Annotated in this window: 17 protein-coding genes; 7 read left to right on the top strand and 10 right to left on the bottom strand. The window is 42.4% G+C overall.

Features of this window, described 5'->3' with window-relative positions:
* Nucleotides 1-214 precede the first annotated feature (214 nt).
* The gene (locus LC040_04120) at nucleotides 215-1078 is read left to right on the top strand and encodes a metallophosphoesterase (GenBank protein ID WLR52105.1); all 864 of its coding nucleotides are present in this window, start codon (nucleotides 215-217) and stop codon (nucleotides 1076-1078) included.
* A gap of 30 nt (nucleotides 1079-1108) precedes the next feature.
* Here the strand turns inward: LC040_04120 and LC040_04115 are convergent, their stop codons facing one another.
* Nucleotides 1109-3214 carry an EAL domain-containing protein gene (locus LC040_04115; protein WLR52104.1) on the bottom strand — a complete coding sequence of 702 codons (2106 nt, stop codon included), beginning with the start codon at nucleotides 3212-3214 and terminating at the stop codon, nucleotides 1109-1111.
* A 230-nt stretch (nucleotides 3215-3444) separates the two neighbouring features.
* On the opposite strand from LC040_04115, the gene LC040_04110 reads away from it, so the two are divergent.
* A complete protein-coding gene (locus tag LC040_04110) occupies nucleotides 3445-5124 on the top strand; it encodes a methyl-accepting chemotaxis protein (protein ID WLR52103.1) in 1680 nt (559 codons plus the stop codon).
* Nucleotides 5125-5711: 587 nt separating this feature from the next.
* Here LC040_04110 and crcB read toward each other — a convergent pair.
* Complete coding sequence (crcB, locus tag LC040_04105; GenBank protein ID WLR52102.1) at nucleotides 5712-6086, bottom strand: fluoride efflux transporter CrcB; 375 nt, start codon at nucleotides 6084-6086, stop codon at nucleotides 5712-5714.
* Complete coding sequence (locus LC040_04100) at nucleotides 6083-6478, bottom strand: CrcB family protein (protein ID WLR52101.1); 396 nt, start codon at nucleotides 6476-6478, stop codon at nucleotides 6083-6085. The genes crcB and LC040_04100 overlap by 4 nt, the downstream gene beginning before the upstream one ends.
* Nucleotides 6479-6738: 260 nt before the next feature.
* Between LC040_04100 and LC040_04095 the strand changes: the two genes are divergently transcribed.
* Nucleotides 6739-6978 (top strand): penicillin-binding protein, encoded by a 240-nt coding sequence (locus LC040_04095; protein WLR52100.1) that lies wholly within the window; start codon nucleotides 6739-6741, stop codon nucleotides 6976-6978.
* A 43-nt stretch (nucleotides 6979-7021) separates the two neighbouring features.
* On the opposite strand, the gene LC040_04090 is transcribed toward LC040_04095, so the two are convergent.
* From LC040_04090 to LC040_04080, 3 genes are all read right to left on the bottom strand, one after another.
* Complete coding sequence (locus LC040_04090; protein WLR52099.1) at nucleotides 7022-9136, bottom strand: RNA degradosome polyphosphate kinase; 2115 nt, start codon at nucleotides 9134-9136, stop codon at nucleotides 7022-7024.
* Nucleotides 9137-9300: 164 nt separating this feature from the next.
* The gene (locus LC040_04085) at nucleotides 9301-10830 is read right to left on the bottom strand and encodes a Ppx/GppA family phosphatase (GenBank protein ID WLR52098.1); all 1530 of its coding nucleotides are present in this window, start codon (nucleotides 10828-10830) and stop codon (nucleotides 9301-9303) included.
* Nucleotides 10831-11000: 170 nt separating this feature from the next.
* Nucleotides 11001-11444: a PCYCGC motif-containing (lipo)protein gene (locus LC040_04080; GenBank protein ID WLR53188.1), complete on the bottom strand. Its 444-nt coding sequence runs from the start codon at nucleotides 11442-11444 to the stop codon at nucleotides 11001-11003.
* Nucleotides 11445-11717: 273 nt separating this feature from the next.
* Between LC040_04080 and LC040_04075 the strand changes: the two genes are divergently transcribed.
* The gene (locus LC040_04075; GenBank protein WLR53187.1) at nucleotides 11718-12251 is read left to right on the top strand and encodes an SCO family protein; all 534 of its coding nucleotides are present in this window, start codon (nucleotides 11718-11720) and stop codon (nucleotides 12249-12251) included.
* A gap of 586 nt (nucleotides 12252-12837) precedes the next feature.
* Entirely contained in the window at nucleotides 12838-13257 is a 420-nt protein-coding gene (locus LC040_04070) for a YkyB family protein (protein WLR53186.1), read from the top strand.
* Nucleotides 13258-13324: 67 nt separating this feature from the next.
* On the opposite strand, the gene LC040_04065 is transcribed toward LC040_04070, so the two are convergent.
* Together LC040_04065 and LC040_04060 are read right to left on the bottom strand one after the other, a co-directional pair.
* Nucleotides 13325-14362: an HD domain-containing phosphohydrolase gene (locus LC040_04065; protein ID WLR52097.1), complete on the bottom strand. Its 1038-nt coding sequence runs from the start codon at nucleotides 14360-14362 to the stop codon at nucleotides 13325-13327.
* A 181-nt stretch (nucleotides 14363-14543) separates the two neighbouring features.
* Nucleotides 14544-14861 (bottom strand): YbjQ family protein, encoded by a 318-nt coding sequence (locus LC040_04060; GenBank protein ID WLR53185.1) that lies wholly within the window; start codon nucleotides 14859-14861, stop codon nucleotides 14544-14546.
* 255 nt (nucleotides 14862-15116) lie between these two features.
* Between LC040_04060 and LC040_04055 the strand changes: the two genes are divergently transcribed.
* Together LC040_04055 and LC040_04050 are read left to right on the top strand one after the other, a co-directional pair.
* The gene (locus tag LC040_04055) at nucleotides 15117-15725 is read left to right on the top strand and encodes a hypothetical protein (protein ID WLR52096.1); all 609 of its coding nucleotides are present in this window, start codon (nucleotides 15117-15119) and stop codon (nucleotides 15723-15725) included.
* A gap of 92 nt (nucleotides 15726-15817) precedes the next feature.
* The gene (locus LC040_04050; protein ID WLR52095.1) at nucleotides 15818-16738 is read left to right on the top strand and encodes a M23 family metallopeptidase; all 921 of its coding nucleotides are present in this window, start codon (nucleotides 15818-15820) and stop codon (nucleotides 16736-16738) included.
* Nucleotides 16739-17114: 376 nt separating this feature from the next.
* Here the strand turns inward: LC040_04050 and LC040_04045 are convergent, their stop codons facing one another.
* Nucleotides 17115-17495: a hypothetical protein gene (locus LC040_04045; protein WLR52094.1), complete on the bottom strand. Its 381-nt coding sequence runs from the start codon at nucleotides 17493-17495 to the stop codon at nucleotides 17115-17117.
* 43 nt (nucleotides 17496-17538) lie between these two features.
* Nucleotides 17539-18447, bottom strand: a complete 909-nt coding sequence (locus LC040_04040; protein WLR52093.1) for a chemotaxis protein — start codon at nucleotides 18445-18447, stop codon at nucleotides 17539-17541.
* Nucleotides 18448-18541: the final 94 nt, after the last annotated feature.

Raw genomic sequence — 18541 nt, 5'->3', positions numbered from 1 at the left:
AGTTTCTTAATTCTATTTCATTTTCTGCTATGATTATTTTAAGATAACTTTGCAATCTGTTAAGCTTATAGGATATGCTTCTCTTTGTTGAAGGAATTCTTCCAAAAAAAGCGAATGTTTCATCCACAGCAACCCTTCTAAAATGACTGTATCAACGAAACATATGAAAAGAACTTGGTTTTCACTAACTCAGCGTATAAGGATAGGTAGATTTATGAAACGACGAACTTTTTTGAAACGTTCTTTGCTAGTCGTATTAAATGCAATTCTGCTTTCAGGCGGAACATACATTTATGCGCGCTATATTGAACCACGCTTAATGCGGGTAACAAAAACAACAATTGAAGCAGCTGAAATTCCAGAATCGTTTGACGGACTGCGAATCCTGCAATTTAGTGATACGCATATCGGGCATCATTATTCACTCGAACAATTCAAACAGCTCATTAAAAAAATCAATGCCGAAGCCTGCGACCTCGTTCTTTTTACTGGTGATTTAGTGGATGAACCAAACAAGTATCCTCATTTGAAGGAAATCATCCCGCTTCTTTCATCGGTACGCGCTCAGCTTGGGAAATATGCAATCTTTGGCAATCATGACCACGGCGGCTACGGAACTGACGCCATTAAAACAATTTTAGAACGAAGTGACTTTCAGCTTTTGATGAACGAACGGGCAGACATTACAAATTCATACGGCGACCGCATTGTCTTAGCAGGACTTGATGACATCTTACTTGGCAAGCCTGACCCTGCTAAAGCATTAAATGGCGTGACCGATGATGATTTTGCGATTTTATTAGCACATGAGCCTGATATTTTCACAAAACTCGGTGACTATCCGTTCCACGTACAAATTTCAGGTCACAGTCACGGCGGTCAAGTCCAAGTGCCGTTCTTAGGCCCACTCTATACCCCTCCAGGAGCGAAAGACTTCTATGAAGGCTGGTATGATCATGAAACGGCCGACAAACGACTGTATGTGAACCGCGGTCTCGGAACAACCCGTGAACCATACCGCTTCTTCTCAGTGCCTGAAATGACTGTTTTCACGTTAAAGAAGATCCAAAAACCGTAACAGCTTCCACACTGTTACGGTTTTATTATTTCATTCATTCTTTCTTAAAAAGTGCTGTTCAATTTCTTCAGGCGGGACTGGCTTGCTGTAGAAGAAGCCTTGCGCTTTTTCACATTCCTTTTGCTTTAGAAATTGAACCTGCTCGCTTGTTTCGACACCTTCCGCGACAACTTGCATGCCTAAGCTCTTTGCCATATGAAGAATCGTCGTAACAATCGCCGCACTATCTTCATCTGTCAGCACGTCTTGCACAAATGACTTGTCGATTTTCAATGTATCAATTGGAAACCGTTTCAAGTGTGATAAGGACGAATAACCTGTACCGAAATCATCAATTGAAATCTGGACACCAAGCTCCTTCAGCTGATTTAAGATAAAAACAGCTTCACGTGCATCCTGCATCGCACCTTCTGTAATTTCAATATCTAAGTAACACGGTTTAATATTATACGTCTTAATGGCCTCATCAATCACTTCGACGAGATCAACTTGCTGAAACTGTCTTGTCGATAGATTTAAACCAATTGTGACAGGTTCATAGCCTGCATCAAGCCATTCTCTTTGCTGCCGGCATGTTTCTTCGATTACCCATTTACCAATCGGAATAATTAATCCTGTTTCTTCTGCAAGCGGAATGAACTCCCCTGGTGAAATAAAGCCGAGCTTAGGGTTAATCCAACGCAATAATGCTTCAAAGCTATGAACCTCGCCAGTTGAAATATCAATCTGCGGCTGATAGTACAGCTTTAATTCATTCATTTGAATTGCTTGTCGCAGACCTGTTTCAAGCACTAATGTCCTTGGTGTGCCTTTATACATATCCTGTGAGTAAAAGCGATAATGATTCTTTCCGCTCTGTTTCACTTGGAAAAGGGCTGTGTCCGCGCTTTGAATTAAGTCTTCTTCACATTTTCCATCAGTCGGAAATAAGCTGATACCGATGCTTGGTGAAATGTAGAAGTCTTGCCCTCTCAGTTGAAACGGCTTATGAAAGGCTTCCACAAGCTTTTCAGCTGTCTCAGAAGCTTTGTTTCGGTCCGCGCCTCGTAGTAGAATAATAAATTCATCGCCGCCTTGCCTGAATACAGAAGAAGAATTCTTCACAACTTCTAAGATGCGATCCGCCACTTTGCGAAGCAGCAAATCACCGATATTATGCCCCATCGTATCATTAAGCATCTTAAAGCGGTCCAAATCTAAATACATGAGGGCAAATTGTTGTTCAAGCTTATTTCCTTTTTTCACGGCTTCTGTTAAGTCTCGTTTTAATGAGGTACGATTTAATAGCCCTGTTAAGTCATCAAAATAAGCAAAGCGTTCAATCTTCATTTCATTATTACGACGCTCTGTGATATCACGCACAATAATATAAACACCAGAGATCTCTTCATTAATTACGATCGGAACTGTACGCATATGCACATAGCGTAAGTAGCCGCGCTTATGAATGAGCCGACACGTTAACTTTTCCTTATTGCCCCCAAGTGTTTTGCGAAAAATTCGTTCAAAGCTTGCCTGGTCATTGTCATACACTAAGCTCTGAATTGGGCGCTTCAATAGCTCTTTTTCCATATAACCCGTCGTATCATATGTAGACGGATTGGCACTTAAGAAGCGGCCTCGAATATCTAAAGAAAAAATTGCATCCATATTATGCTCAAAAAGTGAACGGTAGCGCTGTTCATTCATTTTAATTTCTTCTTTTTCCAAAATCGTCTCGGTTATGTCTCTTGTCACGGAAACAATATATCTGACCACACCTTCTTTATCTAAGATAGGCGTCAAAATCGATTCTCCATAAATGACTTTACCGTTTGTCAGCTGTACTTGGTCTTGATAGGTACACGACTTCTTTGTTCGAAGTACACGCTCATATTGCGTCTGCAAATGATCAGCAAGCGCTTCATCTAATGCTTCGTGAATATATTTTCCGAGGTATTGCTCGCCAAGCTTTCCATTTTGTACAGCTGCTTCATTCACAGCGATATATTGAAAAGCAGGTCCTTCTTCAACTTTCATTAAATAAATTAAGTCTTTAACACTATTAAAAACGATTCGATAAAGCACGCGTTCTAAATCTGCATGATCGAAGTAGTCGTTAGACTCACTCATTAACATCTCTTTTAATCGTTCCATTCTATCGCATCCTCGTAAACAAGTAAGTTACCCAATTTTTCGGAAACGTAAACATCTAAGAAAAAAGCTCATTATAGAATATTTTATCATTATTTCATTTTAGTTCCAAAGGTTAATCGTTTAAATATCTTCTAAAATATTTAATTATCTTCATATTTTTGTAACTTTCATCCATTTGTTTGTGATATAATTCACATAAAAAATCTAAAAGATGGAAGGATGGGGAGCGAATGAGGCTTGGAGCTAAGATAAATGTCCTTATCATTAGCATGATGATTGCTCTTGCTGGGACACTCTTTTTTATTGTAAACAATCAAATTAAGCATGGCATTAAAGAAGCAGCTGTTCAGAAAGCCAATGGCGATCTTGCTATGAGCTACGCCTACTTGGATGAGAAATATCCTGGTGATTGGCGGATTAAAGGTGACGAGTTATTTAAAGGCGATACACGAATGAATGAGAACTTTGAGCTTGTTGACCGGATTGGCGAATTGACAAATGATACGGTGACGATTTTCATGCATGACACGCGCGTTGCGACAAATGTTATGAAAGATGGAAAACGAGCCGTCGGGACAGTTGTTTCTGATGAGGTGAAGCAAACAGTCATCGAACAAGGAAAAGTGTTTCAAGGTGAAGCAGATGTTGTCGGCCACACCTATCAAACAGCCTACATGCCGATTCGTGATGCAAATGATGAAGTAATCGGTATTTGGTATGTTGGTGCTTCGCAAGATTTAATCCAAGAGACGGTGTCAACAGTTCTATGGCGCTTTTCAATCGGATTGGTCATCGTTATCAGTCTTGCATTAGCTGTCTCATTTTGGTTTACCCAGCGTATCCGATTACGCCTTCAGACCTTAACAACCGCTTTGAAGAAAGCAGGCGAAGGTGATTTTACATATAGTGAAGAAGACCATTCAAAGGACGAAATTGTAATGCTTGTCCGAAGCTATAATGGTATGAAGCATAATTTAATGAGCTTAATTCGAAACGCCCAAACGATTTCCGAACAAGTCGCTTCCTCATCGGCTGAATGGAAAGAAAGCGCTCAACAAACGCTAGTTGCAAGCGATCAAATCAGTCATTCCATCCAAGAACTTGCTTCAGGTACTGATGAGCAGGTTTCACGCTCGAAAGCATCTGCCAAAATCACCTCTACGATTACTGACCATATCCATGACATGACTGACCAGCTGACAAAGGTTGCAACAGACGCTGAACAAACCGCGCTCACGTCTTCAGAAGGAAACGACACAGCAAAGCTTGCGGTCAAGCAAATGAATGTCATTCAAACAAAAACAGAGCATATGTATACCGTCATTCAGCATTTAAATGAAAAATCATCCGAAATCGGTAATATCATTTCAATGATCTCAGACATTGCCGACCAAACAAACTTGCTGGCATTAAATGCTGCAATTGAAGCAGCCAGAGCTGGGGAAAATGGGAAAGGCTTCGCCGTCGTTGCCGAGGAAGTACGCAAGCTTGCTGAGCAATCAGGCCAATCCACAGCAAAGATCTCAGAGCTCATCGGACAAATTCAAGAACAAACTGCCCAAGCCGTTGATTCGATGAAGGATGGTTCAGAAGCAATTACAAATGGCATAACGAGCGTTCAAGATGCAGATGGATACTTTGAAAGCATCCACCGCTCCATCACCTCGTCTGCCCAGGAGCTTCACGCTGTTTCAGAAAAGATGAAATCATTACTTAATAAGACAAATGAGCTCGTTCAATCATCTGACTATGTCCTCGAAGATGCTGAAGAAGCCGCTTCACATGCAGAAGTCGTCACCTCTTCAGTCGAAGAACAGCACGCATCCATGGAAGAAATCTTCGCCTCCAGCGAAGAACTAGCAAGAATGGCAAATGAATTAAAGGATGCAACACGTGTGTTTAAATTTTAAGAGCAGAGCCGATGTGGCTCTGCTCTTCTTTTGTCCAGCTGCAGGCGCCATCAGCTCGAGGTCACAAGCCAATCACTTCTGAAGGCAAAAAGCGCCTTCGCCAGCGCTTGTCTTGTGCTTGTCGCTGATAAGCGGGCGCCTTCCGCTTTTCGGGATGTCCAGCTGCGGCGCCTAGGGGCTCGAGGTCATAAGTCATACTGTTACAGGGACAAAGGGCGGTCCCTTCCACATTCTGCCTTATGCTTGTCGCCCCTGAGCAAGGCGCCTCCGCTTTCGACGCACAGGACGTGCTAGTGCAGGCGTTGTCACAGGACGTGACGTTCTTAGCCAGCGTTCCTTTGATCCAGCTACGAAAGGCAGGCTGCGCGAGTTGCTTCACCTTTCCACGCCGAAAGCAAAAAACGGCTTTCTCTGTGGAAAGGCTCCAGCAATCGGACAGCCTAAACGCCTTTCTCCGCTCTTCTTTTGTCTAGCTACGGCGCCTAGGGGCTCGAGGTCATAAGTCAGACTGTTGCAGGGACAAAGGGCGGTCCCTTTCACATTCTGCCTTATGCTTGTCGCCCCTGAGCAAGGCGCCTCCGCTTTTCTTATAAACTCATGAATAGTACGCCTAGGGCGAAGAGGAGCATGCTGCCGGCGGCGGTGCCGATGATGTAGGCGGAGGCTTCTGTGAATTTTTTTGCTTTTAGTAAGTCAATGGCTTCGATTGAAAAGGTTGAAAAGGTTGTAAAGGCGCCGAAGAAGCCGAGGACGAGAAATTGGTACAATCCATCAAATGACGGCTGTTCAGTTAATGTCATCACATAGCCGCCCATAAAAATGCCTAGTCCGAACGCACCGAGTAGGTTGACAACGACCATGGCAAGCGGAAAGTGGCGAATTCGTTCTGAAAGGGCTGCACCGATTTGAAAGCGAGCCCACGCGCCAAGTGCGCCGCCAAGTGCAATCAGCAATCCACTCATAACACCTCTCCCCTCTTCTTAAACACTTCTGTTACCAGCACCACGCCAACAAACGCAGCAAGCAATCCGCCAAACAAGCTTGCCCCTATATAAAGAAGTGTTGCAGTTGAGGAGGTCTGCCAAAGAAAGAAGCTATCAGCAGCAAACGTTGACATTGTTGTAAATCCTCCGCAAAACCCTGTGCCGATACCAGCTTTTAGCCAAACAGCTACTTTTCGCTGTAATACCCAGCCAGTCAATAGACCGAGCAGAAAGCTACCAATAATATTTTCGATTAATGTAGCGGCTGGAAATTCTGACGTAATAAAAAAACTATTCACACCTGAACGAAGCAACGCCCCAGCCGCTCCGCCTATTGCGACAGCTAAGCTTGCTTTCATGTTGTCTGTCATATCAATACCTTCTTTTCGATAGAAAAAGGCGGAGCTTCAGCGGGAAAATAATTCATCATTTGTTCTGCACGCCTCCTCCTATAAAGAGATTTTTGAACAATCTATTTTTACAGCTTTTTGTTAAACCAAAGAAATTCAATCCAATTTTATCGAAACTGGGCATGCTTGTAAATCGAATAACCTCAATTTAGGCCGGACGTGCTCACTCCCTATCCTAGACACATATCATGGTCATATAGCGAAAAAAGGAGGTATTGCTTGTGTACTATAACCAGCCTTATCAACATGGACACTTACAACACGGCCATGACAGCAGGTTCATTGGGGGAGGTTTCGGTTTCGGGTTCGTTCCATTCCTTGCAGGGCTCGCCGTCAGTCCGCTCTTATTCGGGCCGCGTCCTTTCCCATACTATTATCCACCGTACCCTTATTACGGTCCACGCCCGTTCGGACCATACCCTTACGGACCCGGACCTTATGGGCCTTATTATCGCCGTTAACATACAAAGAAGCCTTCCGCCATTATCGGCAGAAGGCTTCTCCTTATTCCTCATCTTCAGCTACATTATATGCCATATCATAGAGCACCATTTGACTGTTTACACGTTTTTCACCAGGCTGACGCTGGACATAATGATACATGCCATGCTCGCCTTGCTCACGGGCTTTGACGTTATCTTCAAGCATAATGTTCATAATCTTTTTGACTCTTGCTTTAATCTCACGGTCATAGATTGGGAATAAAATCTCTACACGCTTGATCATATTCCGGGTCATCATATCCGCAGACGATAAGAAGAGGCGTTCGCTGCCGTTATGATAGAAATAATAGATGCGGCTATGCTCAAGGAATCGCCCTACGATACTGCGAACACGGATGTTTTCACTTACCCCTTCAATACCTGTTCGCAAGCAGCAAATTCCTCGGACAATTAAGTCGATCTTTACCCCTGCGCGAGAGGCATCATACATTTTCATAATTAAACTTTTGTCCGTTAGTGAGTTCATTTTTGCAATAATGTGGCCGTTGCCGTGCTGCTTATGATACTCAATTTCTTTATTGATTAAGTCAATGAAATCATTGCGAATATCAAACGGTGCAACAGACAGATGATGGAAGGTTGGCTTCTCCATATAACCGCTTAAGTAATTGAAGAAATTCGTCGCATCCTCGCCAAATTCGTGATGTGACGTAATAATGCCCATATCCGTATAAAAATTAGCTGTTACGTCGTTATAGTTGCCTGTGCCAAGATGGACAAACCGTTCGATTCGGGCCCCTTGCTTGCGGACAACGAGCGTGATTTTACTATGTGTCTTTAAGTAGTTCATTCCATAAATGACGTGACAGCCTGACTTCTCAAGCTCTTTCGCCCATTGCACATTATTTTCTTCATCAAAGCGCGCCTTCAGCTCGACAAGTACGGTCACCTGCTTGCCATTCTCGGCCGCTTTCTTCAATGATTCAATGACAGGTGAGTCGCCGCTGACACGGTAAAGCGTCTGCTTAATTGCCAAGACGTGCGGGTCTTCCGCTGCATCAGCGATAAAGTCAACAACCGCTTCAAATGATTCATATGGATGATGCAAGAACACATCCTTTTGCGAAACTACTTCGAAAATATCTTCTGCATCGACCAAATCTTTCGGCGGCTGTGGAATTAAATTCTGGAATAAGAGATGCTCTTTGTTGAAGGAGATCGCTTTATGGAACTTAAATAAAAACGTTAAATCAAGCGGTCCATCAATGTGATAGATATCCTTTTCATGAATTTCAAGCACACTTAGCAAGAAACGAAGAAGTGTCGGTTCCATCTCACCTTTACATATTTCAAGACGGACGGCTGCCCCCCACTTCCGCTTTTTCAATTCTTTTTCAATTTCCTTTAATAAGTCACGCGCTCCCTCTTCATGAATGGTCATATCGGCATTTCTCGTAATCCTGAATTTTGAGACAGATTTCACCTCAAAGCCATGGAAGAGCGGTTCAATGAAATGCGCAATCACATCCTCCAGCATAATAAACTGACGTACCGTACCGTCTGTCGGCAGCTCGATATAGCGGTCTAATACACCTGGAACTTGTACAATCGCAAACTTGCGCTGTTGGTCTTCATCTTCTTCCTCTTTATCAAACAGCATAATACCGAGATTCAAGCTCTTATTCAACAGCATCGGAAAAGGTCGATAAGCATCAATCGCCATCGGCGTTAACACTGGGAATATTTGCTCATTAAAACGCTTTTCAAGAAAACGATACTGCGTTTGATTCACATCATCGACCGTAAGCATGAAAATATTTTCTTTTTCTAATTCAGGCCACAGCTTGTTGTTGTATGTTTCATATTGCTGACGCACAAGCTCATGATTCATCTTTGAAATCGCCGACAACTGCTGTTTCGGTGTTAGTCCTGCTTTGTTTTCAGGCTTATTGAACCCGGCTTTCACCTGATCCTTTAACCCTGCCACACGTACCATGAAGAACTCATCAAGATTTGAACTGAAAATCGCTAAAAACTTAAACCGCTCAGCAAGCGGGTTATTCAAATCCATCGCCTCTTGCAGAACCCGTTCATTGAACGCAAGCCAGCTTAGCTCTCGGTTATTGTAGTGGGCACGGTTGCTTAATTCCATTACTTCTGCATCGTTTCTTTCCATAACGCTCCCCCTTCACCTCTATCTATTAAACTAAAACTAAAGTCACTTCTAATAGTAAATATAAGGAAAAAATTAATCAAATGAAAGCATCAATGGCAATTGTAACAAAAGCGTATTAATAAAATGTAAAGGCATTGTAAAGGTTGTGAAGGTCACTACAACGCTTAACGTCCCAGCTCAAAATGAAGATGGATTGGACATTTAAGCGCCTTTTCTAAATGTTTCTTTTGCTTGTTTGTTTGGTATTTTTCTGCTTGCACTTGCCGTTGATGACAAACGAGAAAATGCAAACCGTCATCCTTTTTCTCTAGCTTCACATCATGCACAATGTTCCGTTTCGTCGCATTCAAGCTTGCAGCTGTTTTCAGTAACGCACCGAGCACGCGCAGCCTCTTTTGTTCAGGCTTTGAAATCCAATCACAATAAGGCTCAGCATATTGCTTGAAGACAGATTTTGATTTAAAGGAAGCCGTTAACGCAAGCTGTAACCGCTCTAAATGCGTCAGCCCATCGATCGTCCGGTTTGCAAGCACATAGAAGGTGTGCTGACTTCCTGACTCCGAGTCAATGTAATCCCCAAGATAGAACACAGATGCGGCCCGCTTCAGCAAGGTTACCTCATCTTCGCTAAACGACATCACACCGAGTGACTCCAGCTGAATCATCATCGTTTGCGCAAGCCGTGAAATTTGCAGAGAATGCTCCGTATTAATATTATATTCAGTCGTCAGCTCAAATAGGCTTTCTTCTAGGACATTTGGAAAAATCTTCACACCATGTGGACGCATCAATTCCTCATAAAAGATACCGTCACGCAGTCCTTTTCGGCTTAAGATAAACGTCGGCGCACCAACAATCGCCGTAAACTGCTGAAACACTTGCACAGCCGGTACGATAATATCAGCCCGGTCCTCACTTAACCCATCTACTTTTTTCATTTTTTCAATATCTTGATCCTTTAAATGCGTAAGTACTGATTGAATATCTGCTTGTTTCATTTCATATTGATGAAGCCCGCCGACTGGGTAGCTCACCATCGCTTGATGCACTTGTGCTGTGTTCCGTGCACTTCCTCCAATACCTACGACTGGTAAGCTTTGATTGCGAAGCCATTCCAATGAGTTGAACTGCTCTTTCAAAAATGCTGAAATATTTTCACGCTCTTGTTTTGTCGGTACTTCACCACTTACAAAGCGCCGCTTTAATGAGAGAGCACCAAATGGAAAGCTATGATACTGAAGTAATTCGCGGCCTTTAAAGAGCGTTACCTCTGTACTGCCACCGCCGATATCAATTGTTAACCCGTCTTCAATTGCGATGGAATTCATCACTGCCAAATAGCCATAGTAGGCCTCTTCATATTCTGAAAAGACATTGATCGTAAAGGAGGTCATTTCATTCATTCGACGTAATATTTCTGCTTGATTTTTCGCTCGTCGAATCGTTGCCGTAGCTGCTCCTTTCACATGTGTAATGCCATGATAATCAGCAATATCTTGATAGCTTTGCAATGTGTTCAGCAGTACTTGAATCCCTTCTTCAGACAAATTTTCTTCCTCATCTAAATAATTACGCAAGCGGGCGACTGTCTTAATGTTATCAATTTCACGAAATCGGCCCGCACTTTCATGTGTATAAATGGCGAACCGGATTGTATTTGAACCGATATCAATGACTCCATACGTTTTTCCCACAATTATTCATCCTTTTTATCTATAATCGTTATGTAAAAGTCCTGTCATTCTAATCCTACCGCAAATCTTCTGCATATTGAAGGATTACCCATTTTCCTAAGTGCTAAAAAGCTATCGTTTTATTTTCCGATCAAAAAAACAGCAGATTTCCCTGCTGTTTTCATACGAGATTATGATTCTGGCTTCGGCGTTGGTGTAGATTCCATGCCTGTGGCGCCGTATTTCTCGTCAATTTGCTCACGAATTGTTTTCAAATCTGTTCCTTTTTCCCATTCTGATTTCGCCTCACGGGCGATATTTACACAGATGCCTCAGCCAAAGCCCATCTTATCGAGATAGGCGACATCTCCTTCAACAGAATCAATGAAACAGTGGGTATTGTTCTCGTGTCCTGCCTCTTCATAGCACCCGCAGTAACATGGCATATAATCAAGCACTTCTGGATGATGTGCTGCAAAACGGTACGCTTCAAGTACATTTGCCCCTGCATTCTCCATCACAACAGGTGGAAATGTATCTGCTGCCATATCATAGGTCAATGGCTCCGGCTTCGCTGTTTCTTCTGGCTTCTCCTTCTCTACAGGCTGGGTTGTATTTGAACTGCAGCCTGCCATTATGATAAGCAAAGCCACAAACGCGAATTTCCATCTTTTCATAGATGTTCACCTCACTTTTTGCTAACTGCTTATACTATACCATGGCCCCCTATTATATGAATTCAAACAGATGATTTGTAAGAAAGTTGACACACTTCTCTCACATTTTTATGATAAGATCGGTTTTGAATTTTGAGGCAGTATTACCTACCTCTAGAAAGGGATGATCCAGTGTCAAAGTTTAGACGCAAACATACAGGGTTGCTTGCGTTACTGCTAATAAGTGTCCTTATGTTAAGCGCTTGTGGAAGCAGTAAGCTTGAAAATGCAAACAACTGGCCTGTCGAAGATTTTACATATACGAATCAAGCTGGGAAATCTGTTTCACTTGAAGATTTGAAAGGAACAGTCTGGGTTGCAGATTTTATTTTTACAAACTGTGATACGGTTTGCCCGCCAATGACCGCTAATATGGCAAAGCTTCAGGAGAAATTGAAAGAAGAAGGCTTGGAGGATGTTCGAATTGTGTCCTTTAGTGTGGATCCTGAAAATGACACACCAAAGGCGTTAACAGAATTCGGAAACAAATTCGGTGCAGACTATTCAAACTGGGATTTCCTCACAGGCTACACATTAGATGAAGTGAAAGATTTCGCTCGTGAATCTTTCAAAACATTAGTAGATAAGCCTGAAAGCACTGACCAAGTCATGCACGGCACAAGCTTCTACTTAATCAACCAAGAAGGCGTCGTCGTGCGTGACTACAAAGGGCTTGAAGTCCCATACGACCAAATTATTTCCGATATTAAAACAATTTCGAAGTAAGCAAAACGAGACTGGGACACAACCTTAATCGTCAACAGAAAAGACGAACAATGAAGTATTATGCATAAAGTGGATATGCACTAGCGTAGTCAACATACGTAGACTCCTGCGGGAACAGCACGAGTCCGAAGACCCCGCAGGAAAGCGCGGTCTTAAGGACACAGGCTAAGATCACCACATCCTGTGGCAACGCCTGCCTGACCAACATCGTGTTGGCCCCGAGGAGGCTAAGGCCGTGCCCGCGGAAAGCGAAGTATGTTGACGGAGCGGTCTCACGGCATTTGTTGCTATATAAAGAAAACCCGAACATTTTTTGCTCGGGTTTTCTTTAGGCAAAAAATTCTTTTATCCTAGCCTCCTTTGTTTCGTCAATTAATACTATCATTCTACAACTTACATAATTTTCATATTTTCTTGTATTTTTTGATTGAAAGGTTTATAATCTAAATAATATATTCGGTTTTCACGAGTATATCGTCATAAAGTTTCAAAATCTTAAGAAAGGAGCGAAAATGATGGACAATCGAAAAACAGTCAGAAGGCATCTGCAACACTAGACCTAACACCCTCAAATCTCGCCAAAGCAATCTTTACCGTTAATCGTCATGCAAAAACAGCACCCGACCCAAAATATCTCTATACGTTAAAGAAGAAATCACTAGAAAAATTGCTTAAGGAAGGGAAAGCAAAGAAATGTGGCCTGCATTTCTCACAAAACCCAAAAAACAGCCTCCAGCGCTCTGATCTGCTCGTTTCCGTAGGCGACTATTACTTCCATATGCCTCCTGCAAAAGAAGACTTCAAGCAACTTCCGCATCTTGGCACTGCCAACCAATCTTATCGTAATCCAAAAGTTCGCATGTCTCTTTCGTTCGCAAAGCGACTATTACAAGCTTATACAGGTATGAAGCCTGCCGCACCTAATCAAAATTCTTACTTTAAACAGCCGCAGCAACGTCATTATGAGAAGCCTGTTTTCAAAAAGCTCGGTGATTCTTACTTTTAAAACCTAACGAGTGCTTAGTCACCGAAATGCCCCCTGACTACTTGAACAGGGGGCTATTTTGTGAAATTTATAACATTTTTTGAATGAAAACCGTTGTTTCTTTCCCGAGATCGATTTCTTTCACATCGAAGTCTTCGAACTTTGATTTTTGCGAATGATTGAAAACACGGATAACCGGCCGCTGTGGCAAGCCGTTATTTTGCCCGACTACAGCACCTGTTTCACCCGTTGACAACATCACCTGACGACCTGTCGGATAAAAGGCGATTGAACGAAGGAATTCCCATACAACAGCATGATCAAAGCGAATATTTGTTAAGCCGAGAATCGTCTCCCCTGCTTCATACGGATGCATCCCTTGCGAACCGTCTATCGGGTGAACAAGATTATCATAATAATTCGTAACAGCGACAATCTTCGCATGCATTGGAATTTTATCTCCTGTTACCTGCCTTGGGGTGCCGCTGCCATCCATATATTCATGATGCTGCAAGGCAACATGAGCAGCACTCATACTAATTTCGTGATTCTTTCTTAAAACATTAAACCCTTTCCACGTATGGTCGTTTTCGCCACGCTTTGCATTCGGGTCATCTGGTACAACCTTTCCGATATCATGAAAAAGCGCTCCAATTGCTAAATCCCGCAATTCCGAACGCTTCAATCCAAGTTTTATGCCAACGATAATAGACATAACAGCGACATTTGTTGCATGTACGAATAAATTATTATCGCTCGTCCGAATATCGCTCAAGCTTACTAAGATGTTTTGATTCAAAAGAATTTCTTCAATGATTTTATTGGTCGACTTACTGACGCCTTTCATATCAAAGTCCTTCTTACCGGACTGCACAAACTGCATCGATTGTGATATAGCTTCCACCGCTTCACGCTTAGTTGCTTCAGAAACGACTTCTTCAGGGTCAATATCCTTCAACATTTCATCCTGAAGATACAACGCATGGACTCCCATCCGTCGAAGCCTTGAAATCAACCCTATCGTCAACACAACACCATCTTCAAGCAGCACCCTTCCATCTGCCGTATAAATAGGGCGCCCTAACTTCTCTCCCTGCTCAACACTATCAAGCAACGTATATCTCATCGACATTCCTCATTCCTTCTCAAATTCCCAGTATCTTTATGTATTAATTATATAAGTCAATGAAACTTTTTACCATGCATATCAGCCAAGAATACTAAGATTTTTTGTTCAATGGGAACAAATATAAGGCAGAATACAGAAGATAACAAAAAAACAGACCAGAACGGCCTGCTTTTCACGTTTATTCTGTTACCCGAACTGCAGTCCCTGTAGCAATGACCATCATCATACCTTCTCGCATCACTTCAAAGTCAAGGTCGACACCAATTACAGCATTTGCTCCCATTTGGCGTGCCTTGTCTTCCATTTCACGAAGCGCGATATCGCGGCCTTCCGCAAGCTTGCTTTCATATGTTCCGCTTCGCCCGCCAATGACATCTGAAATACTTGCCATGAAATCACGCACAACGTTTGCACCCATAATCGCCTCGCCTGACACAATGCCCTTGTACTCTTCAACTTTCCGGTCCTGCAACGTATTTGTTGTCGTTACGATCACCATAACCCCTCCTCGTTTACTCTCAACCTTTTATACGAAAGACAAACGTACAATGTTTCATATTGAAGAAAAATTTCAAAAATCGTATATACTCTCCTAAACTTTACATATTTTTGATAAAATATCGACATATACCATTACTGGGTTCCGAATATTTTTTTGGAAATTTCGACATTTTATGTTTTTACTTGCTTGCTTTGGGTATATATACTATATCCTACTTAAAAACTACTACAATAGTAAAGGAGAGGTTTGATGTTCAAGAAGAGTTTCTTTTTTATCGCAGCATTTGTCCTACTTGTGCTACCAGTAAAAGCTGGAGCAGAAGAAATGGAGGATGCATCACTATCAATTGAGTTTGAAGATGAAATGCCAATGGATGGAAAACAAATGATTCAAATTTGGTACACAGATGAAGACGGTGATGTTGAAGACGTCACAAATGATGAAGACCTTGAAATTATGACGTCTGGTGCTTTATCAATGGATGAAGACGGAAATATTTGGGGTACAGAAGTAGGATCAGGTAAGTTAATGGTTGAATATGAAGATGTAATTGCAGAAGCTGACATTGACATAACAGAACCAAAAGCAGAATACTTAATTATCCGTATGCCTCGCGGAGATGTAAATGTAAATGAACGCGTTCAAATTGAGGTGGAAGCAATTTTAGATAACGGCCTGCGTAAGTGGATTAATATGTCATACGAAGGTACAATGCGAACAAGCACTCCAGAAATCATTAAAGTTGTTGAAAACGGCGACATCATCGGCTTGTCTGAAGGTGAAGCTACAATCATGGTCCAACATGATGACTTAATTGAAAAAGCTGATTTCCCTGTTACAAAAGTAAACATGCAATAACTCTAATTCAAAAGGTGTATTCCTGAACTCTTCTGGAATACACCTTTTTTCATACAACGAAAGACTCTTCTCACAGAAAGGAGGACTTCCACTTGAACAGTGTCATTTTGATGATGGGCATTCTCTATCTTCTTTTGCCCTTCACTTTTATTAGTTTATTATGGTTCAAAAGGTTTCGTAGCCGTGCTGACTGGCTTGCTCACCTTTTTTTAATCGCAATCTATTTCACTTACATTTTAATAGTTGGTCGTTGGGATTTTTTCAGCTTTTATTTGCGGGGTATATTACTCGTTTTTCTACTGCTTGCTAGCTTACGTTCTTTGTTTCGGGCAAAGGAATACACGTGGCTTGCGACTGAAAAGAAATGGCGGTATCGTATTTCTATTACATTTACCGTACTGCTTGGGCTGTTTTTCTTCATTCTTACGGCAAGTGCTGTACTTGGCTACTTTTACAATAAAGAAGCGATTGCGTTGGAATTTCCACTTCAAGATGGCACGTACTATACGGCGCATGGCGGAAATTCAGAGAGTATCAATTACCACAATTCATCACCAACACAGCAATTCGCCCTAGATATTGTCGCCCTGAATGGATTTGGCACGCGGGCAAACGGTCTAATGCCAGCTAAATTAAAAGACTATAAGATATACGGAAAAAATGTATACAGCCCATGCACCGGGAAAGTCAAAACAGCTGTTAACGATATACAAGAAATTCCAGCACAAGCGATGACACAAGAAACGAAAAACTACCGCCGCAATCACCCAGCAGGAAATCACGTTATCCTTGCATGCAAGGATGCAGAAGTCCTCATCGCTCACATGATTCAAGGAAGTGTCGGCGTAAAAGAAGGGCAGCAAGTTCATACAGGGCAACAAATCGGAAAAGTCGGCAACTCAGGCAATACATCCGAGCCCCACCTCCACATCCAAGCCCAAAAAGACGGCCAATCCACCCCCATCACCTTCAACACCCGCTTCCTAAAACGAAACAGCTTAATCTATCGCTAGAAAAGCGGAGGCGGGCCGCTTAGAAATATTGTTTGCTGGAGCCTTCATGCATAGAGGCGCTCTTTGCCTCGGAGCAGGAAGGTGAAGCAATACAAATTTCTGCCCGCCGCAGCTGGACAATAGAAAAGCGGAGGCGGCTCGTTCAGGGGCGGCAAGCATAAGGCAGAATGCGGAGGGAACCGCCTTTTGTTCCCATAGCAGGCTGACTTATGACCTCGAGCCCCTAGCTGCCGCAGCTGGATCAAAGGAACGCTGGCTAAGAACGTCACGTCCTGTGACAACGCCTGCACTAGCACATCCTGTGCGTCGAAAGCGGAGGCGGCTCGTTCAGGGGCGGCAAGCATAAGGCAGAATGCGGAGCGCAAAGCCCCCTGCTTTAATTCTCTGGGCGATTACAGTTCTCTAATGGATAGCGTGGAAATGGGACGTAGTATTGCTGGGTTAATTTCAGCTTGTCATTTTGGTCGTAGAATTCAAACGTGTATAGGGATGAACATGTTGCATTGTATGTAGCTGTTTTTTCGAGATAATTGACCTCGACAAGCTCTCGTTCAGCTGTTGATTTATCAACAAAAGAAACCTTTATCCGCCCTGTTTCATACGGGTTTGTCATCGTGAACGGTACACCGTTCGTACCGAAGCTGCTTTTGACTGGAATCATGACAGCCTCTGAAGGGTTGGCCCACAAAAATGTCATTAAGAATACTAACGAATAGATAGCGTTTTTCAAATTGGTCTTCCTTTCTTCATCGTTCATGTAATAAAAATTCCTTGTACGGCTTTCCGCACAAGGAATTTTCTTAAAGGGCATGTTGATCAATTAGTTGGACAAGCTCCACGATTTCTGGTTTACTTACTTGGCCGTTTGCACCAACCACTTCCCCTTTGTGGCGAAGGTCGTCTGTAATAAGAGATGAGAAAATAATAACAGGAAGCTTTTTCAAATCACTATGATCTTTAATTCGTTTTGTTAAATGGTGACCGTCCATTTTCGGCATTTCGATATCAGTAATAACTAGCTGTACTTCCTCTTCAATATCTTTGCCATTCTCAACAATTCCTTCTAAATACTTCAATGCAAGTGACCCATCTTCGAAGAATTGGACTTGGCCGTAACCAGCCTCATCAAGCGTTTCTTCAAGCAATTTTCGAAGCAATGCGGAGTCTTCAGCGACGACTAGCTTCTTCTCTGAACGGTCGCGTGGTCCGAGCTTCTTCAATTGGTCCGTGCTGATACCTGAGTCTGGGTTAATGTCTACGACGATTTTCTCGTAATCTAGCATTAAAATCATTTTCCCGTTCATTTTGATAACACCGATTACTTGGCTTTCAAGTCCTGAATACATTTCAGAAGGCTTCTCAATTAAATCCCAAGAAATACGGTGAATTTGCGAAACAGTATGCACGTGGAAAACGATTTTTGTTTTATTGAACTCACATACGATGAATTTATCTTTCTGTGGCTCCTCTGATTGAGGAAAACCTAGTACTGTTGCCATGTTCACAACAGGCACGACTTCCCCACGGATTTGGATTATTCCTTCAACGGCTGGATGAGCGTGCGGGACAACGGTCACCTGCACCGGATTAATAATTTCTTTTACTTTAATAACGTTAATTCCGAATTCATTCTTTCCTACTCCAAATTCAACAATCTCTAGTTCATTCGTACCACTCTCTAGTAAAATCCCTCTATCTTGTTTTTCCATGAGCCTTTCGTCCTTCCGTTTTATAGAATCTTACTTTCTATTATATGTGGTTTACAGGAATTTTTAAACAGCAAATGTTCCAATATTCGTAACA

It is taken from the genome of Bacillus tianshenii, from assembly GCA_020524525.2.
In the GTDB taxonomy this organism is placed as follows: domain Bacteria; phylum Bacillota; class Bacilli; order Bacillales; family Bacillaceae_N; genus Bacillus_AV.
The sequence above is the reverse complement of the archived record's forward strand: the minus strand, read 5'-3'. Positions and strand labels throughout refer to the sequence as shown.